The sequence below is a fragment of the Dryocola baronae genome, from assembly GCF_051297175.1.
Lineage (GTDB): Bacteria > Pseudomonadota > Gammaproteobacteria > Enterobacterales > Enterobacteriaceae > Dryocola.
This window is the reverse complement of record NZ_JBINNY010000001.1, coordinates 181472-197421: the sequence shown is the minus strand read 5'-3', so window position 1 is coordinate 197421 and position 15950 is coordinate 181472. Positions and strand designations below refer to the sequence as shown.

Below are 15950 nucleotides of genomic sequence, written 5' to 3'. Positions count from 1 at the left end.
TTTCCTGATTGTTGCCTCTATGATTATAAACGAACGGGCAAACAATTGCTGGAAACGTGATCAATTTAACACCTTGCTGGTTGACCGTAAAGAAAGTTGCGCTATGCACAAAACGCCATCACGGTTACCTGCTTTATATTCCATAATACGAGTCACGTCCCTCTTTTCCGCAAAAACCGTTGAAACTGACAGCCTTCCGTTAAGAGTGGTAGGATGGGCAGCAGACGACAATTACGGTAACAAGCATGTTAGACAATGTATTAAGAATTGCCACTCGCCAAAGTCCGCTCGCGCTTTGGCAAGCACAATATGTTAAACAGCGCCTGATGGCGTGTCATCCGCAGCTTAATGTTGAGCTGGTGCCTATGGTGACGCGCGGCGATGTGATCCTCGATACGCCATTGGCCAAAGTTGGTGGCAAGGGTCTGTTTGTCAAAGAGTTAGAGCTGGCGCTGCTTGAAGGCCGTGCGGATATCGCCGTGCATTCGATGAAAGACGTGCCGGTGGAATTTCCTGAAGGCTTGGGTCTGGTCACCATCTGCGAGCGCGATGATCCGCGCGATGCGTTTGTCTCGAATCAGTACGCAAGCCTGGATGATTTGCCGCAGGGCAGCGTGGTTGGCACCTCAAGTCTGCGCCGCCAGTGCCAGATTGCAGAACGTCGTCCTGATTTAGTGATTCGTTCGCTGCGTGGCAACGTTGGCACCCGGTTGAGCAAGCTTGATAGCGGCGAATACGATGCCATTATTCTTGCCGTAGCCGGACTAAACCGGCTTGGCCTACAGTCCCGTATTCGTTGCGCGCTGCCAGCGGAAGTTTCACTGCCGGCAGTTGGTCAAGGTGCGGTTGGTATTGAATGCAGGCTGAACGACGAACGCACCCGCGAACTGCTTACGCCGCTTAATCACGATGAAACCGCCGTTCGCGTGAGCGCCGAGCGCGCGATGAACATGCGTCTTGAAGGCGGCTGCCAGGTGCCAATCGGCAGCTACGCAGAACTGCAAGACGGCGAGCTGTGGCTGCGTGCGCTGGTCGGCGCTCCGGACGGTTCCTTTATGGTGCGCGGTGAACGCCGTGGTAAACCTGAAGAAGCAGAAGCCATGGGCATTTCCCTTGCCGAAGAGCTGCTGAACAGCGGTGCGCGTGAAGTGCTCGCCGCCGTTTATGATGGAGATGCGCCCGCATGACGATTCTTGTCACCCGCCCCTCCCCCGCTGGGGAAGAGTTAGTGAGCCGTCTGCGCGCACTCGGGCAGGTGGCGTACAGTTTTCCTCTCATTGAATTCTCCCCGGGCCGGCAGCTGAACCAACTGCCGGAACGCCTTGCAGCGCTTTCGCCGGGCGATCTCGTCTTCGTGCTCTCAAAGCACGTAGTGCATTACGCCAATCCTCTGTTGCGACATAACAACCTGTCGTGGCCGGAACATCTTTCGTGGTTTGCCATCGGGCGAGCCACCGCGTTGGCCTTTCATACGGTCAGTCATTTACCGGTCCGCTATCCATTGGATCGGGAAACCAGTGAAGTCTTGCTACAATTACCTGAATTACAGAACGTTGCCGGTAAGCGCGCGCTCATTCTGCGTGGCAATGGCGGGCGTGAACTGTTAGGCGAAACCCTGACTGCACGCGGCGCTAAAGTAGAATTTTGCGAATGCTATCAGCGCAATGCGAAAATTTATGACGGAACGGAAGAAGCTTTCCGCTGGCGCGAGCGGGGGATAAAAACCCTTGTCGTCACCAGCGGCGAAATGCTGCGGCAGCTTTATGCGCTGGTTCCCGAGTGGTATCGCAATGACTGGTTACTCCACTGCCAACTGGTTGTTGTCAGTGAGCGTTTGGCGATCGCGGCCCGGGATTTGGGCTGGCAGGATATTCGGATCGCCGATAACGCCGACAATGACGCGCTGCTTCGCGCGTTACAATAAACCTAACAATATGGGACGCCACAATGACGGAACAAAATACCTCCTCCGCCATGGTTGAAGAGACCAAACCCGCGGTGGAAACCACGCCGCTTCCAGAGCAACCACCACAGAAAAATCGTAGCGGAGTGGCGGGAATTGCACTGGGCGCTATCGCCATTGCTATTGCTCTGGCGTTAGGTGCTGGGCTTTACAGCTATGGCAAACATCAGGCTTCAACGCAAACTGCCACCAACGATGCGCTGGCTTCACAGCTTACCGCGTTGCAAAAACAGCAGGATCAGCAGAAAAGCGAGCTGGAAAAAACCATCAAACAGCAGGCGACAGCCCTTGATGAAGCCAACCGTCAGCAGGCAAACCTGGCGCGTCAGCTGGACGAAGTGCAGCAAAAAGTGGCGACCATTTCCGGCAGCGATGCCAAAACCTGGCTTCTTGCCCAGGCCGATTTCCTCGTGAAACTGGCTGGCCGCAAGCTGTGGAGCGATCAGGACGTGACCACCGCCGCCGCGCTGCTGAAAAGCGCAGACGCGAGCCTTGCGGACATGAACGATCCAAGCCTGATCGCCGCTCGCCGCGCGCTGACCGATGACATCAGTTCGCTTTCCGCCGTTACGCAGGTGGACTATGACGGCATCATTCTTAAGCTGAACCAGCTTTCCAACCAGGTAGATAACCTGCGCCTCGCGGACAACGACACCGACGACACGCCGATGGACTCCGACGGCAGCGAGCTTTCCAGCACGGTGACCGAATGGCGTCAGAACCTGGTGAAAAGCTGGCATAACTTTATGGACAGTTTCATTACTATCCGCCGCCGCGATGAAACGGCCGTGCCGCTGCTTGCGCCGAATCAGGATATCTACCTGCGTGAGAATATTCGCTCGCGCCTGCTGGTAGCCGCTCAGGCCGTGCCGCGTCATCAGGATGAAACCTATAAGCAGTCGCTGGAAAACGTGTCTACGTGGGTTCGTGCCTATTACGATACCAATGATGCGACAACTAAAGCGTTCCTGGATGAATTAGAAAGCCTCGGCCAGCAGAGCATCAACATGGATATCCCGCAGACGCTGCAAAGCCAGCCGCTGCTTGAAAAGCTGATGCAAACTCGCGTGCGCAACCTGCTTGCTCAGCCGGGTGCGGCAAGCGCCACACCTGCTCCAGCCGCGCCTGAACAGGCTCCTGCCGCAAGTCAGGGAGAATAAGCGATGATTAAAGTCTTATTGCTCTTCCTGCTGCTGATCGCCGGGATCGTTCTTGGGCCAATGCTCGCCGGTCATCAGGGCTATGTGCTGATCCAGACCGACAACTATAACGTCGAGACCAGCGTTACGGGCCTGGCGATCGTTCTGATCCTGACCATGGTTGTGCTGTTCGCTATCGAATGGATTTTGCGTCGCATCTTCCGTACCGGCGCGCGCACTCGCGGCTGGTTCGTAGGCCGCAAAAGCAGCCGCGCCCGCAAGCAGACCAAAGCAGCATTGCTGAAGCTCGCGGAAGGCGACTATCAGCAGGTTGAGAAGCTGATGTCGAAAAACGCAGACCATGCGGAACAGCCGGTCGTGAACTATCTGCTGGCTGCTGAAGCGGCTCAACAGCGTGGCGACGAAATCCGCGCTAACCAGCATCTGGAGCGCGCGGCGGAGCTGGCGGACAACGATCAGCTGCCGGTGGAAATCACCCGCGTTCGTCTACAGCTGGCGCGCAACGAAAATCACGCGGCACGCCATGGCGTCGATAAGCTTTTGGAAATCGCGCCTCGCCATCCGGAAGTGCTGCGTCTTGCCGAACAGGCCTATGTCCGCACCGGCGCATGGAGTTCCATTCTGGATATTCTGCCAGCGATGGATAAAGTGCAGGTTGGTGACGAAGCGCACCGCGCGGCGCTGCAGGAACAGGCTTGGATTGGCATGATGGACCAGGCGATGGCAGATCAGGGCAACGATGGCCTGAAAACCTGGTGGCGCAACCAGAGCCGTAAGACGCGGCAGGAAACGACGCTGCAGGTGGCGATGGCGGAGCATCTGATTGAGTGTGACGATCATGAGGCCGCGCAGGAAATCGTGCTCGATGGCCTTAAGCGCCAGTATGACGAGCGCCTGATCTTGCTGATGCCGCGCCTCAAGTCGGGTAATCCTGAACAATTGGAAAAAGCGCTGCGTCAGCAGATTAAAACCCATGGCGATCGCCCGCTGCTTTACAGCACGCTGGGTCAGCTTCTGATGAAGCACGGCGAATGGCAGCAGGCAAGTGAAGCGTTCCGCGAGGCCATCAAGCAGCGCCCGGACGCCTTCGATTACGCATGGCTTGCTGACTCGCTCGACAGGCTCCACCAGCCGGAAGAAGCTGCTCTGATGCGCCGCGACGGCCTGCTACTCACCCTGCAAAACAATCCCAATCCTTAATACCGCGGGCGAAGTTCTTTCGCCCTTTTTCTTCCCGCGATGCAAAAAAAAACACCTGCCGGTTGGCAGGTGTTAAAACAGGTCTGTTGACAACTAAGTGGTGCTTCACTCAACGTTGTGTCCATGGTGTTGGATGAGGCCTAAGGCGACATCTGTCGGTGGACGATAAGCACCGTAATTGGCTCTGCGTCATTCCTGGGTTTATGAAGCCTAAGCAAACATAAGAAGTGGAATGAGCATCTACGGGTATATTATTGCACGATGCGTGCCAGGTTTGAATCCGGTATTCGACAATCGCCGCAATTTCTACAAATTCAGGTAGTTATTGCCGTCAACGACGGCAGGACGCTTTACCGCCACGATGAAACTTTCCCGCTTCGTTTGTCTCCCGGAGGAGACAGTTAAAGATACATTATATTAAATATTTATTAATCAAGTGATTGCGTGTCTCCAAAAAGAGACAGCTGGATACGTTTTGTCGCGGTGTTGCGACAGTCAGATGGGATTGCAGAATTCGATCGGTAGGTTTGATAAGCGCAAGCGCCATCACACTTTTGCGGCGGATGGCGCTTGCGCTTATCCGCCCTACAAATGCAAAAAGGCCAGCTCTATGAGCTGGCCTTTTCTAAATGTGGTCGGCGAGAGAGGATGACTTGTTTTTACCAAACACGCCCTACGGGCCGTTGTTAAAGCAACGTTGTCTCGCTTCGCTCGGCTCAAACCTCCTTCGGAGGTTCTCATCCTCTTCAGAATCCGGATGCAAAAAAGCCAGCTCAAAGAGCTGGCTTTTTCTTGAATGTGGTCGGCGAGAGAGGATTCGAACCTCCGACCCACTGGTCCCAAACCAGTTGCGCTACCAAGCTGCGCTACTCGCCGAAATACTGCTGTACTGCAAATCTTACTTAATTTAGATGATTGGTGCGAAGAGAGGGACTTGAACCCTCACGTCCGTAAGAACACTAACACCTGAAGCTAGCGCGTCTACCAATTCCGCCACCTTCGCATCGTAACCACTAAATTAATGGGGTGGCTAATGGGACTCGAACCCACGACAACTGGAATCACAATCCAGGGCTCTACCAACTGAGCTATAGCCACCACTGTAAAATCTTTCACGCGGTAAGTTAATACCACCGCAGCTCTCGCGCCACTCTTAAATGGTGCGCCCGACAGGATTCGAACCTGAGACCTCTGCCTCCGGAGGGCAGCGCTCTATCCAGCTGAGCTACGGGCGCGTAGCGCCGTTGCGGGGTCGGATATTACGGGCTTCGTGCTCAGCTGTCTAGTGCTTATTTGAATAAAATGCGCGTTTGGTTACGCTTTGTGCGTTCTGCTGCTAATCCACGCTAATTTTACTTATTCAGAGGTTTATTCAGGCCAAAAACCTTATAAACCAAGGTCACCAGCAGCAAGAAGCCCATCCCTACGGTAAGCGACATGCGCGTGTCTTCATTAAAGCCCATCCCGATTAATACGCATACCAGGAACGCCATCGTCAGGTAGTTGGCCCAAGGGAACATGATCGACTTAAACGGGTGGCTGGCAATCGCCTCGCGGTGCGCCTTACGGAAACGCAGCTGGCTAATCAGAATCACAAACCACGGCACCATGCCCGGCAGAACGCTTGCGCTATACACATAGACGAACACGCGCTGTGGATTAGGGATGATGTAGTTCAGGCACGAGCCGAGCAGCAGGATGACAATAGAAACCGCCACGCCCGCCACCGGCACGCCGTTACGGGAGACTTTTGCCATTTTCGCTGGCAGTTGGCGGTTCTTCGCAAGGGCATAAAGCATGCGTCCACAGCTATACATCCCACTGTTACAGCCCGAAAGCGCGGCCGTCAGCACCACAAAGTTAATGATCCCAGCCGCCGCCGTGATACCGATTTTGGCAAACGTCAGCACGAACGGGCTGCCGTTGCTGCCAATCTGGTTCCACGGGAAGATAGTCACGATAACGAAAATCGCGCCCACGTAGAAAATCAGGATGCGCCACAGCACCTTGCCGACCGCGCTACGTAACGTCACCTGCGGGTTTTTGGCTTCTCCGGCGGTAATGCCGATCAGCTCCACGCCCTGATACGACGCCACAACGATGCAAAGCGCCGTTAAGAAGCCCTTCCAGCCTCCGGCAAAAAAGCCGCCGTGCTCGGTAAGATTGCCAAAGCCGATCGGCTGGCCGTGGTTGCCAAATCCGAAGAAAATCACGCCAAGCCCAACGATGATCATCACGATAATGGTGGTGACTTTGATCATCGCAAACCAAAACTCGATTTCACCGTACAGCCGCACCGCAGCCAGGTTCGCCAGCGCGACAAGCCCTACTGCGATGAGCGCGGGCAGCCACTGCGGCAAATCGGGGAACCAGTACTGGACGTAAAGCCCGATGGCGGTAATTTCCGAGATGCCCACCGCCATCCACATAAACCAGTAGGACCACGCGGTGAGATAGCCAAAGAACGGGCTCATATAGCGGTGTGCGTAAACGGCAAACGAGCCTGCTACGGGTTCCAGAAAGAGCATTTCGCCCATGGAACGCATTATGAAAAATACGAACAGTCCCGCGACGATGTACGCCAGCAGCACCGACGGGCCGGCCCATTTCAGGGTACTTGCAGCCCCCATAAAGAGACCAACGCCGATGGTACCGCCCAGCGCGATAAGTTCGATGTGTCGAGCCTCCAGCCCACGCTGAAGCTCTGCTTGTTTTTCTGCCATATGCCCTCTGAGTTGTATTCGCAAATTGCCCGGTTTAGACCGGTTCTAGTTGTGTAATAACCTGAAGTCCGAGCGCGGCCCGCGCCCAGGCGGACGCAATGGTTTCGCATTTTTTGCAAAATTACAAATCAACTGTTAACAGTTATGAGCGGAGTGGTAGAAAAATACGTCCGTAGGAAAGTAAAAACGCGCCCAAGTGAGCGCGTTGAAATGGTTTAGAGGCGGCCGCTGTAATGCCACGCCAGGTAGCGCAGCAGCTTAAGTTGGCGTCCCAGACGGCTCGGCTGTGACAGCAGGCGATAAAGCCATTCCAGCCCCAGCTTCTGCCAAATCTTCGGCGCGCGCTTCACGTGGCCGGTGAACACATCATAGGTGCCGCCAACGCCCATATACAGCGCCTGCGGATAAACCTTGCGGCAATCGCGCATGAGGATTTCCTGCCGCGGGGACCCCATTGCGACGGTCACGATTGCCGCCCCGCTATCACGGATGCGCTCGAACATAGCCTGCCGCTGCTCCGGCTTAAAGTATCCATCCTGGCTGCCGACGATATTCACGTTCCACAGCTTACGAAGTTTAGCCTCGGTCTGCGCCAGAATCTCCGGTTTGCCGCCGACGAGGAAAACCGGCGTGCCTTCGCGCCCGGCTTTCTCCATTAAGGCTTCCCAAAGGTCAGCGCCGGGCACGCGCGATACGACTGCCGCCGGATACTTTTTGCGTATTGAACGCACCACGCTGATGCCGTCGGCGTATTTAAACTCGGCGGCGTCAATAAGCTCCCGTACTTCCTGGTCGCGTTCAGCCGTGAGAACCTTTTCAGCGTTGATCGCCACCAGCGTGCCCGATCGCAGCGCGCCGCCGTCATAGAGATAGTCCAGCGCATGCTGCATATCGCGCCAGCCCAGCAATTCCAGGCCGCGAATCGTGTATTTTGGAGCGGTAATCGACTCGTTCATATTGTTCCCTGTCAGGCGTTAGAGGTTTCGGTGACCACGCGCGGCGTTCGCCGCAGACGTTGATGGACCAAACCTGCACTATCAAATAACCAGTAAAGAAGCTTCGCCAGCAGAAGGCAAATGCCGAACACCACAAGGAAGAACACGACGCGCGAGACGAAGGAATCCACCCCCTCGCGCGCCAGAACGATCATGTTAAAGATCGCCCCGAAGCAGAAGCTATGCAAAATAGCAGACTTATAGCGGTTGGTTTCCTGATTCCCAAGCTCGTAAAGCCAGTCGAACCACTTGATGATCAGGCCAACGGCTACGGCCCCCAGCGGGATAAACCACACGCCGCCCATCACCACCAGCGAACCGATAAGCGTCGGCGAAATTGCAAGCCCGGAATGGTTGTTGAGGATTTCCCAGGTGAAGTAATTGGCGCTGTTCAGCACGATGCCGGGGCGGTCTGGCCAAACCCATGTCGGGATGAAGACGTAGAAGTCGCGAGCGATAGGCGCAAGGCCCTGGAAGTCGATTTTGTCGTAGTTTTGCAGCAGCAGCGCCAGATTTTCCCACGGAGAGAAGGTATCGCGCGTGAGATACAGGAAGGTATAAAACGCTTCGTCACCGCTCACGTCCAGCCCGTAACGTTTGAGCGCCAGCCAGAACATGCCGACGATGCCGAAAACGCCCGCCGCCGCCAGCATCCACAGTGAAATCCAGCCGCGAATGATGCCGATAAACAGGAAGATGGCGAACGCGATGATTATATTGGCGCGCGTTCCCCCGACGATCATGTAGGTCAGCAGGCCGAAGGCGACGGTGCTAACCAGGAAGAACATCCAGGAACGCCCGTCCTGCTTGAGGAAATAGACCACCAGCATCGCCGGAATAAAGAAGTAGAAGAAGCGCTTGAGCGCTACACCTGACACTTCATTCGAGAAGATTTCGCTGTAGGAGTGCAGCTTAAACAGCAAAAAGCCGTTGTGCATGAAGAAGACGGCCACGCTTGCTAGCGCGACAGCCGCCAAAATCACCCAAGTGAGATGCGTTTCAACGCGGTTCATGGTGAACAGCGGGCGTCGTGGCGCTGTTGCGATTCGCTTAGGGCGCAGGCGGGTTTTATAGGCAACGTAATAAATACCGTAGAAGCAAACCGCCGCGAGCTGCGCCTGGAGCAATATGTCCGCAGGCACGACGGCTACGCCAAAACGAAACACCAGCGTGCAGGTGAACGGAAAGCCGAAGAAGAAAGTCAGCAGATACAGCAACGAAAAGAAGACGTTGAAGTTGAAGCGAACCTTAAGGAATTCCTGGTACGTCAGCACGCCGATAAACATCACCGAGACAAACCATACCAAAAACAAACCGCCAAACTGCAGCAAACTCATGCGGTTTCTCCCGATGTGATAGCCAACGCCCGGTGCCAACCTTCAATATAGTTGGGATTGAAAAAGGCAATCTGTTGCTTATCCAGTAAGCGTAGCTGGCGCTGTGCTTCGCGCACGATCGTTTCATCCAGCGGATCGCCCGTGTAGAGCACGGGCACATGCTGTTCGACCATATCCTGCCAGAACGGGTTTTTACGGCTCAGCACGCACGGGATCCCCGCCTGAATCAGCAGGCAAAGGGTGCCGATGCCCTGCTGGCGGTCAAAAATGAAATACCCCAAATCACACTGGCGCAGCAGGGTAAGGTATTCGTTGAATTCGACTTTCTCTTTCAGCACCTGCAGATTTTCAGCGCTGAACAGCGCGCGGCCAGCCTGCTCGACTTCCGCAATATAAGCGCCGTTATTTTCCGGGTAGCCCATAGGAACGACAACGCGCACGGTGTCGCCAAACTGGGCGTGTATTGCCCGCAGCGCGGCAACGTGCTGATTGCTGCGATCGCCAGAGTTGCCCACCAGCAGCGTGAGTTTGCCCGCAGTTTTGACCTCATCGCCCATGTTATTAAGCGCGGGGTCCATGCGGGTTGGGAAGTAAAGCAGCTCACCGGGCACGCGAGGATGGCGCTGGTGTAAATAGTTAAGATCGCCGCGCGTAGCGAAGACCCGGCCAACGCGGCCCTGCGCAATGCGGCGCAGCAGGTAAAACAGGCGAAACTTTAGCTTGCGTGAGGCTTCATATAAATCCGCCCCCCAGATATGCCAGCTTACCTGTGCGGGCTTTAGCCCGCCGGTCAGCAGCGCGATCCATAGCGCGCCGTTGAACTGCCCGTGGAAAAAGAATTTCTGCTGACGATCGGCCCGCGCTTTCCCAACCACGGCCTGCGCCAGCGCTTTTTTAGAAGGGAAGAGCGTAATCGCAAGCTCGGGAAACGCTGATGGCAATGCGCCATCCGTTGAGACCACCATAAACTGGCGCGCGTGCGGATGTGAGGCGGCCAGAGCGTCGTTAAAGAAACGCAAAACCGTCTGGTTATGATGCGGGATATCCGAACCCAGTACGTGAATCAGTGTCGTCATGCTCGTCTACGATATAGGAGAAACACGCCACAGCAGAGCGCGAAGTAAACAATGTATGTCGCCATGTAGGCCTGTGCGGCACCCAGAGCGCCATGGGCTGGGATCAGCCAGCGTGAGAATCCGGTTAATAAAGCAAACTGGCTAATTTCAGTCAAAATATAAAAGCGCAGCGAGGCCTTGGCGATGACCAAATAGCCAAATACGTACGACCCGACCTTCAGCACGTCGCCCACCAGCTGCCAGGCGAAGAGATCGCGCATGGCGATGAACTTATGCGAGAACAGCAGCCAGATAGCAAAATCGCGCAGCAGCCACACGGTGAAGCTCGCAATCGCCACTGCTGGCAGAACAAACTTCAGAGAGCGGACGATTTCGCGTGAGATGTCCTGCTTTGCGGTCAGCCGGGATAGCGTCGGCAGCAGGTAAACGCTGAACGAAGCGGTGATGAATTGAAGGTAGGCGTCGGAGATACTGCTCACGCCCTGCCAGATGCCCACATCGTCCCAACTATAATTTTCGGCAAGCAGGTTACGCATCATCACGTAAGCCACCGGCAGCGTGATAGAAGTGATTACCGCCATGATGGTGAACTTGCCGAGGCTGCTGGCGTAGACCCTATCCCACTGCGGCTTCAGGTAGGCCAGCGGCACATGGTCGCGGCGAACCAGCATAAAACCTGCCGGGATCAGCACGAGCGCCGGCACCAGCGCCAGGCCAAGCAAAGCACCCGGGTAACCGCCCAGGCGATAGCAAAGATAGTAAGCCGCTACGCCAATCAGGCTGCCGCCAATCAGCGCCAGGGCATTCCCCGCCGCATCGCGAAAGCCTTTCATGATCGCCAGCGACAGGTTAGCCCAGGCGATGCCCATTTGTACTAGCGCAACCAGCCGCACCAGGCCCTGATAATGGTCATGGCCGAACAGGCCGATGCTGATGGGCTTTGCCGCCAGCACAAACACAACCGCCAGCAGGCTTGAAAAGCCGAGCACCATAGCCGAAGAGGTGCCAAGCACTTTACGAAGCTGTTCAGGGTCATCGTGGTACTGCGCAACGTATTTGGTGACGCCGTTGAAAATACCGGCCCCCGCCAGCACGCCCAGCACGGTAACCATCTGACGAAAGTTACCCGCCAGCCCCACGCCGCTCGGGCCATACGCCACCGCGAGGAGTTTTACGACCAGCAGGCCGGCAGCAATTTTTACCAGCGTGGACCCTGCGGTCCACACTGAGGCTTTAGCCAGCGACATATCAGGAAAGGTAGCTTAACAACGTATTGATCACAGTACGTTGGTTAACGGCAGACAGGTTATAGAACAGCGGCAGACGCACCAGGCGTTCGCTCTCTTTAGTGGTGAAACGATCTTCGCCGTGGAAATAGCCGAACTTTTCGCCCGCCGGGCACGCGTGCAGCGGGATGTAATGGAATACCGCCATGATCTCGGCCTCTTTGAGATACGAAATCAGCGCGGTGCGGTCTTCCACGTCGCGCAGCTTGATGTAAAACATGTGGGCGTTCTGCACACAGTCTTTCGGTATTGAAGGCAGTTCGATGCGACCCGCACGCGCCAGAGGAGACAACGCATCGTGATAGGCCTGCCAAAGCTGCAGGCGCTGATGGTTAATTTTTTCAGCGGCTTCAAGCTGCGCCCAGAGATAGGCGGCCTGCAGATCGGCCATCAGATAGCTGGAACCGATGTCGCGCCAGGTATATTTATCCACCTGACCGCGGAAGAACTGGCTGCGGTTGGTGCCTTTTTCACGGATGATTTCAGCGCGCTCAATCAGCGACGCGTCATTGATGAGCGTCGCGCCGCCTTCGCCGCCCGCGGTGTAGTTTTTGGTTTCGTGAAAGCTAAAGCAGCCGATGTGGCCGATGGTGCCCAGCGCGCGGCCTTTATAGGTAGACATCACGCCCTGCGCGGCGTCTTCCACTACGAACAGGTTATGTTTTTTCGCCAGAGCCATAATCGTGTCCATCTCGCAGGCCACGCCCGCGTAATGAACCGGCACGATGGCGCGGGTTTTCTCGGTGATTGCCGCTTCGATCAGCGTCTCGTCGATATTCATGGTGTCCGGGCGGATATCGACAAACACCACTTTCGCCCCACGTAGCACAAACGCGTTCGCGGTAGACACAAAGGTGTAGCTCGGCATGATGACTTCATCGCCAGCTTTGATATCCAGCAGCAGAGCGGCCATCTCCAGCGAAGCGGTACAGGACGGTGTCAGCAAAACCTTTTTGCTGCCGAAGCGCTGCTCCATCCACTGCTGACAGCGACGCGTGAAACCGCCGTCGCCACAAAGCTTGCCGCTGCCCATCGCGGCCTGCATATATTCGAGTTCTGAACCTACTACCGGCGGAGCATTAAATGGGATCATTTTTTCACCTGTATAACCAGAAAGCGGTGCTTTCTACCGTCGCACCGCTTTGAATATAACGCCGCAAAGCCGCGGTATTGCTTATCTGCGTGGCGACACGCAGCGTTTTCAGTTCACGTTGCTGGCACCACTTATGCGCCGCGTTCATCAGTTGCTCACCCACGCCACGCCCGGCGAGCAGGCCAATGCGCGCTTCATGTTCGTTTAGCTGGCGCATGCTGACGTAACCCTGAATATCGCCACCGTTTTTTAGCAGCAGACACTGGTGGTCAAAGGTGCCCAGCACCGCATTTTCCACCCACTGCGCATAGAAACGACCGCTATCTTCGGGCTGATACCACGGCATGCGGAAGCGGCTTTGCGTGAATACCCTTGCGGACATTTCGCGCAGAACGGGAATATCGCCCTGTTCGGCAACGATAGCGCTAGATAAAGCATTATCCGTGCCAACGCGTAATACGAGATCGACCTCGCCCTCCACCAGCTTGAAGCCAAGCTGCTGCAAACCGTCGAGCAGATCGGTGCGATGGGCGGGAATCTTCGCCTGCACGCGCCCAAAGGCCGCTAAGTCTGCCGCGCTTAAAGCCGGTGCAGGGTCGCAAAAACGAACAATGGCGCTGTTAACGCCAAAGAATTGATTTTCCCAGTCCAGCGGTTCAAGCCGGGCGCAGAGCGCACTGTTCATGATTAGCCTCGCTAGGCGGATTAACGCCAGACGCCTTTGGTATCAACAACCCAGCGCTGCTGGATTTTATCGCCGGAAAGGGCTTTAAACTCGTTGTGATCCACCAGCATGACCAGCACGTCCGCCTGCCGTAACGCTTCGTCGAGCGAGGCTAGCTGGCAGTGGCCTTCGAGCTTTTTCGGCAGCTGATGAATGTTCGGCTCAACCACCAGCGTTTCACCGCTGTGCCATGAGGCAATCATTTCGGCAATTTCCATCGCCGGGCTTTCGCGCAGGTCGTCGATGTTTGGTTTGAAAGCGAGGCCAAAGCAGGCGATTTTCAGCTCGCTGGCACGGCGGCCATTTTCCGCGAGGCTGTCCGCAACGGCGGCCTTCACCTGATTGATAACCCAGTGCGGCTTATCATCGTTCACTTCGCGCGCGATGCGAATCAGGCGCGCCTGCTGCGGGTTTTGCGCAACGATGAACCACGGATCGACAGCAATGCAATGCCCGCCAACGCCCGGCCCCGGCTGGAGAATATTCACGCGCGGATGGCGATTTGCCAAGCGGATCAATTCCCAAACGTTGATGCCCTGATCGGCACAAATCAGCGAAAGCTCGTTCGCGAACGCAATGTTCACGTCACGGAAGCTGTTTTCCGTCAGCTTGCACATTTCTGCCGTACGGGAGTTGGTGACGACGCATTCGCCTTCAAGGAAAATTTTGTACAGCTCGCTGGCGCGCGCGGAGCAAAGCGGCGTCATGCCGCCGATAACCCGGTCGTTTTTGATAAGTTCGACCATGACCTGGCCGGGGAGCACACGTTCCGGGCAGTAGGCAACGTTAATGTCTGCGGCTTCACCTGCCTGCTGTGGGAAGGTAAGATCCGGGCGTAGCGTCGCCAGCCATTCGGCCATTTGCTCGGTAGAACCTACGGGAGAAGTGGACTCCAGAATGACCAGCGAGCCTTTTTTCAGGACCGGAGCGATCGATTCCGCCGCGGCTTTAACAAAAGCCATATCCGGCTCGTGATCGCCCATAAACGGCGTAGGGACGGCAATCAAATAGGCATCGGCTTCCACGGGTTGCGTGCTGGCACGCAAAAAGCCCGCTTCAACGGCCGTTTTCACGACCTTATCCAACTCCGGTTCAACGATGTGAATGGCACCACGGTTGATGGTGTCTACCGCATGCTGATTGATATCGATGCCAACAACGTTGCACTGGCGGGAAGCGAAGGCCGCCGCCGTGGGTAATCCGATGTAGCCAAGACCAATAACGGAGATGGTTGAAAAACTCATAGTTTCACCTGATTTTTCTTCAGTGCCGCCAAAATACGTTCACAAGCGCTGCCGTCCCCGTATGGGTTGTGCGCGCGGCTCATGGTTTGATATTCAGTTTCATCGCGCAGAAGTCGCGTCACTTCGCGAACGATAGTATGTGGATCGGTACCCACCAGTCGGACGGTGCCCGCTTTTACGGCTTCCGGGCGTTCGGTGGTATCGCGCATCACCAGCACGGGTTTACCCAGCGACGGCGCTTCTTCCTGAATGCCGCCCGAGTCGGTCAATATCAGATACGCATGGTTCATGAGGTAGACAAACGGCAGGTATTCCTGCGGTTCGACAAGCACCACGTTGTCCACGTGACCCAGAATGCGGTTCACTGGCTCGCTGACGTTAGGGTTGAGATGCACAGGGTAAACAATCTGTACGTCGCTATTTTCTTTAGCTATTTCTGCCAGCGCATGGCAGATACGCTCAAAGCCATCGCCAAAGCTTTCGCGACGGTGGCCGGTGACAAGAATCAGTTTTTTCGTGCTGTCCAGGAACGGATGGCACTGCGCGAGGCTATTACGCAGCTCTTCATCAGCCAGAACGCGGTCACGCACGGAAATCAGCGCGTCGATAACCGTATTGCCCGTTACGAATATTTTATTATCGTTGATATTTTCGCGAAGCAGGTTCTGCCGGGAGTTCTCAGTCGGCGCAAAATGATAAGTGGCGAGATGGCCGGTTAGCGTGCGGTTTGCTTCTTCCGGCCATGGAGAAAAGAGATCGCCGGTGCGTAAACCTGCCTCAACGTGGCCCACAGGGATCCGCTGATAGAAGGCCGCGAGGCTTGTCGCCACCGTGGTGGTGGTATCGCCATGAACCAATACCACGTCGGGCTTGAACGACTCGAGAATCGGCTTAAGGCCTTCAAGGATGCGGCAGGTGATCTCCGTCAGGCCCTGTCCCGGGCTCATGATATTGAGATCGTAATCCGGCTCGATAGAAAATAAATGTAATACCTGGTCCAGCATCTCGCGATGCTGAGCCGTCACGCATACCTTCGCGTCAAAAAACGCGTCTTTTGCCAACGCATGTACCAGCGGTGCCATTTTGATAGCTTCCGGGCGCGTGCCAAAAACTGTTAACACTTTCACAGCGATTCTCTTTTGTTAAATA

Annotated in this window: 13 protein-coding genes, 4 tRNA genes and 1 other RNA gene; 4 read left to right on the top strand and 14 right to left on the bottom strand. The window is 55.7% G+C overall.

Annotated elements, in window-relative coordinates; translation table 11 throughout:
* Positions 1 to 245: 245 nt before the first annotated feature.
* Genes hemC through hemY form a run of 4 tightly spaced genes read left to right on the top strand, consistent with a single transcriptional unit; the run spans position 246 to position 4323 of the window.
* The gene (gene hemC, locus ACSPHG_RS00920; protein WP_435951596.1) at positions 246 to 1187 is read left to right on the top strand and encodes a hydroxymethylbilane synthase; all 942 of its coding nucleotides are present in this window, start codon (positions 246 to 248) and stop codon (positions 1185 to 1187) included.
* Complete coding sequence (gene hemD, locus ACSPHG_RS00915; protein WP_435951595.1) at positions 1184 to 1924, top strand: uroporphyrinogen-III synthase; 741 nt, start codon at positions 1184 to 1186, stop codon at positions 1922 to 1924. Before hemC ends, hemD begins: the two co-directional genes overlap by 4 nt.
* Positions 1925 to 1947: 23 nt before the next feature.
* Positions 1948 to 3123, top strand: coding sequence for a uroporphyrinogen-III C-methyltransferase (gene hemX / locus ACSPHG_RS00910; protein ID WP_435951594.1), 1176 nt, complete (start codon positions 1948 to 1950; stop codon positions 3121 to 3123).
* A gap of 3 nt (positions 3124 to 3126) precedes the next feature.
* Positions 3127 to 4323, top strand: coding sequence for a protoheme IX biogenesis protein HemY (gene hemY / locus ACSPHG_RS00905; RefSeq protein WP_435951593.1), 1197 nt, complete (start codon positions 3127 to 3129; stop codon positions 4321 to 4323).
* Positions 4324 to 4955: 632 nt separating this feature from the next.
* On the opposite strand, the gene ACSPHG_RS00900 is transcribed toward hemY, so the two are convergent.
* From ACSPHG_RS00900 to wecB, 14 genes are all read right to left on the bottom strand, one after another.
* Positions 4956 to 5085: non-coding RNA, RtT sRNA (locus ACSPHG_RS00900), on the bottom strand.
* Between the two features lie 37 nt (positions 5086 to 5122).
* Positions 5123 to 5199, bottom strand: a tRNA-Pro gene (locus tag ACSPHG_RS00895).
* A 40-nt stretch (positions 5200 to 5239) separates the two neighbouring features.
* Positions 5240 to 5326 (bottom strand) — tRNA-Leu (locus ACSPHG_RS00890).
* Positions 5327 to 5345: 19 nt separating this feature from the next.
* Positions 5346 to 5421: transfer RNA gene (locus ACSPHG_RS00885), tRNA-His, on the bottom strand.
* Between the two features lie 60 nt (positions 5422 to 5481).
* Positions 5482 to 5558, bottom strand: a tRNA-Arg gene (locus tag ACSPHG_RS00880).
* A gap of 117 nt (positions 5559 to 5675) precedes the next feature.
* A complete protein-coding gene (gene thrP / locus ACSPHG_RS00875) occupies positions 5676 to 7046 on the bottom strand; it encodes a bifunctional threonine/serine APC transporter ThrP (RefSeq protein ID WP_435951592.1) in 1371 nt (456 codons plus the stop codon).
* Positions 7047 to 7261: 215 nt separating this feature from the next.
* Complete coding sequence (wecG, locus tag ACSPHG_RS00870; RefSeq protein ID WP_435951591.1) at positions 7262 to 8002, bottom strand: lipopolysaccharide N-acetylmannosaminouronosyltransferase; 741 nt, start codon at positions 8000 to 8002, stop codon at positions 7262 to 7264.
* An 11-nt stretch (positions 8003 to 8013) separates the two neighbouring features.
* On the bottom strand, positions 8014 to 9378 hold the full coding sequence (gene wzyE, locus ACSPHG_RS00865; protein ID WP_435951590.1) for an ECA oligosaccharide polymerase: 1365 nt from the start codon (positions 9376 to 9378) through the stop codon (positions 8014 to 8016).
* Positions 9375 to 10454 (bottom strand): TDP-N-acetylfucosamine:lipid II N-acetylfucosaminyltransferase, encoded by a 1080-nt coding sequence (locus ACSPHG_RS00860; RefSeq protein ID WP_435951589.1) that lies wholly within the window; start codon positions 10452 to 10454, stop codon positions 9375 to 9377. The genes wzyE and ACSPHG_RS00860 overlap by 4 nt, the downstream gene beginning before the upstream one ends.
* Entirely contained in the window at positions 10451 to 11701 is a 1251-nt protein-coding gene (gene wzxE, locus ACSPHG_RS00855; RefSeq protein WP_435951588.1) for a lipid III flippase WzxE, read from the bottom strand. Before wzxE ends, ACSPHG_RS00860 begins: the two co-directional genes overlap by 4 nt.
* A gap of 1 nt (position 11702) precedes the next feature.
* Positions 11703 to 12833, bottom strand: a complete 1131-nt coding sequence (gene rffA, locus ACSPHG_RS00850) for a dTDP-4-amino-4,6-dideoxygalactose transaminase (RefSeq protein ID WP_435951587.1) — start codon at positions 12831 to 12833, stop codon at positions 11703 to 11705.
* A gap of 4 nt (positions 12834 to 12837) precedes the next feature.
* The gene (rffC, locus tag ACSPHG_RS00845) at positions 12838 to 13518 is read right to left on the bottom strand and encodes a dTDP-4-amino-4,6-dideoxy-D-galactose acyltransferase (RefSeq protein WP_435951586.1); all 681 of its coding nucleotides are present in this window, start codon (positions 13516 to 13518) and stop codon (positions 12838 to 12840) included.
* 20 nt (positions 13519 to 13538) lie between these two features.
* A complete protein-coding gene (wecC, locus tag ACSPHG_RS00840; RefSeq protein ID WP_435951585.1) occupies positions 13539 to 14801 on the bottom strand; it encodes a UDP-N-acetyl-D-mannosamine dehydrogenase in 1263 nt (420 codons plus the stop codon).
* Positions 14798 to 15928: a non-hydrolyzing UDP-N-acetylglucosamine 2-epimerase gene (wecB, locus tag ACSPHG_RS00835; RefSeq protein ID WP_435951584.1), complete on the bottom strand. Its 1131-nt coding sequence runs from the start codon at positions 15926 to 15928 to the stop codon at positions 14798 to 14800. Before wecB ends, wecC begins: the two co-directional genes overlap by 4 nt.
* Positions 15929 to 15950 lie beyond the last annotated feature (22 nt).

Excerpts from the sequence above, each read along its gene's own strand:
- hemC (WP_435951596.1), top strand. The coding sequence starts at position 246 with ATGTTAGACAATGTATTAAGAATTGCCACTCGCCAAAGTCCGCTCGCG.
- hemD (WP_435951595.1), top strand. The coding sequence starts at position 1,184 with ATGACGATTCTTGTCACCCGCCCCTCCCCCGCTGGGGAAGAGTTAGTG.
- hemX (WP_435951594.1), top strand. The coding sequence starts at position 1,948 with ATGACGGAACAAAATACCTCCTCCGCCATGGTTGAAGAGACCAAACCC.
- hemY (WP_435951593.1), top strand. The coding sequence starts at position 3,127 with ATGATTAAAGTCTTATTGCTCTTCCTGCTGCTGATCGCCGGGATCGTT.
- thrP (WP_435951592.1), bottom strand. The coding sequence starts at position 7,046 with ATGGCAGAAAAACAAGCAGAGCTTCAGCGTGGGCTGGAGGCTCGACAC.
- wecG (WP_435951591.1), bottom strand. The coding sequence starts at position 8,002 with ATGAACGAGTCGATTACCGCTCCAAAATACACGATTCGCGGCCTGGAA.
- wzyE (WP_435951590.1), bottom strand. The coding sequence starts at position 9,378 with ATGAGTTTGCTGCAGTTTGGCGGTTTGTTTTTGGTATGGTTTGTCTCG.
- ACSPHG_RS00860 (WP_435951589.1), bottom strand. The coding sequence starts at position 10,454 with ATGACGACACTGATTCACGTACTGGGTTCGGATATCCCGCATCATAAC.
- wzxE (WP_435951588.1), bottom strand. The coding sequence starts at position 11,701 with ATGTCGCTGGCTAAAGCCTCAGTGTGGACCGCAGGGTCCACGCTGGTA.
- rffA (WP_435951587.1), bottom strand. The coding sequence starts at position 12,833 with ATGATCCCATTTAATGCTCCGCCGGTAGTAGGTTCAGAACTCGAATAT.
- rffC (WP_435951586.1), bottom strand. The coding sequence starts at position 13,518 with ATGAACAGTGCGCTCTGCGCCCGGCTTGAACCGCTGGACTGGGAAAAT.
- wecC (WP_435951585.1), bottom strand. The coding sequence starts at position 14,801 with ATGAGTTTTTCAACCATCTCCGTTATTGGTCTTGGCTACATCGGATTA.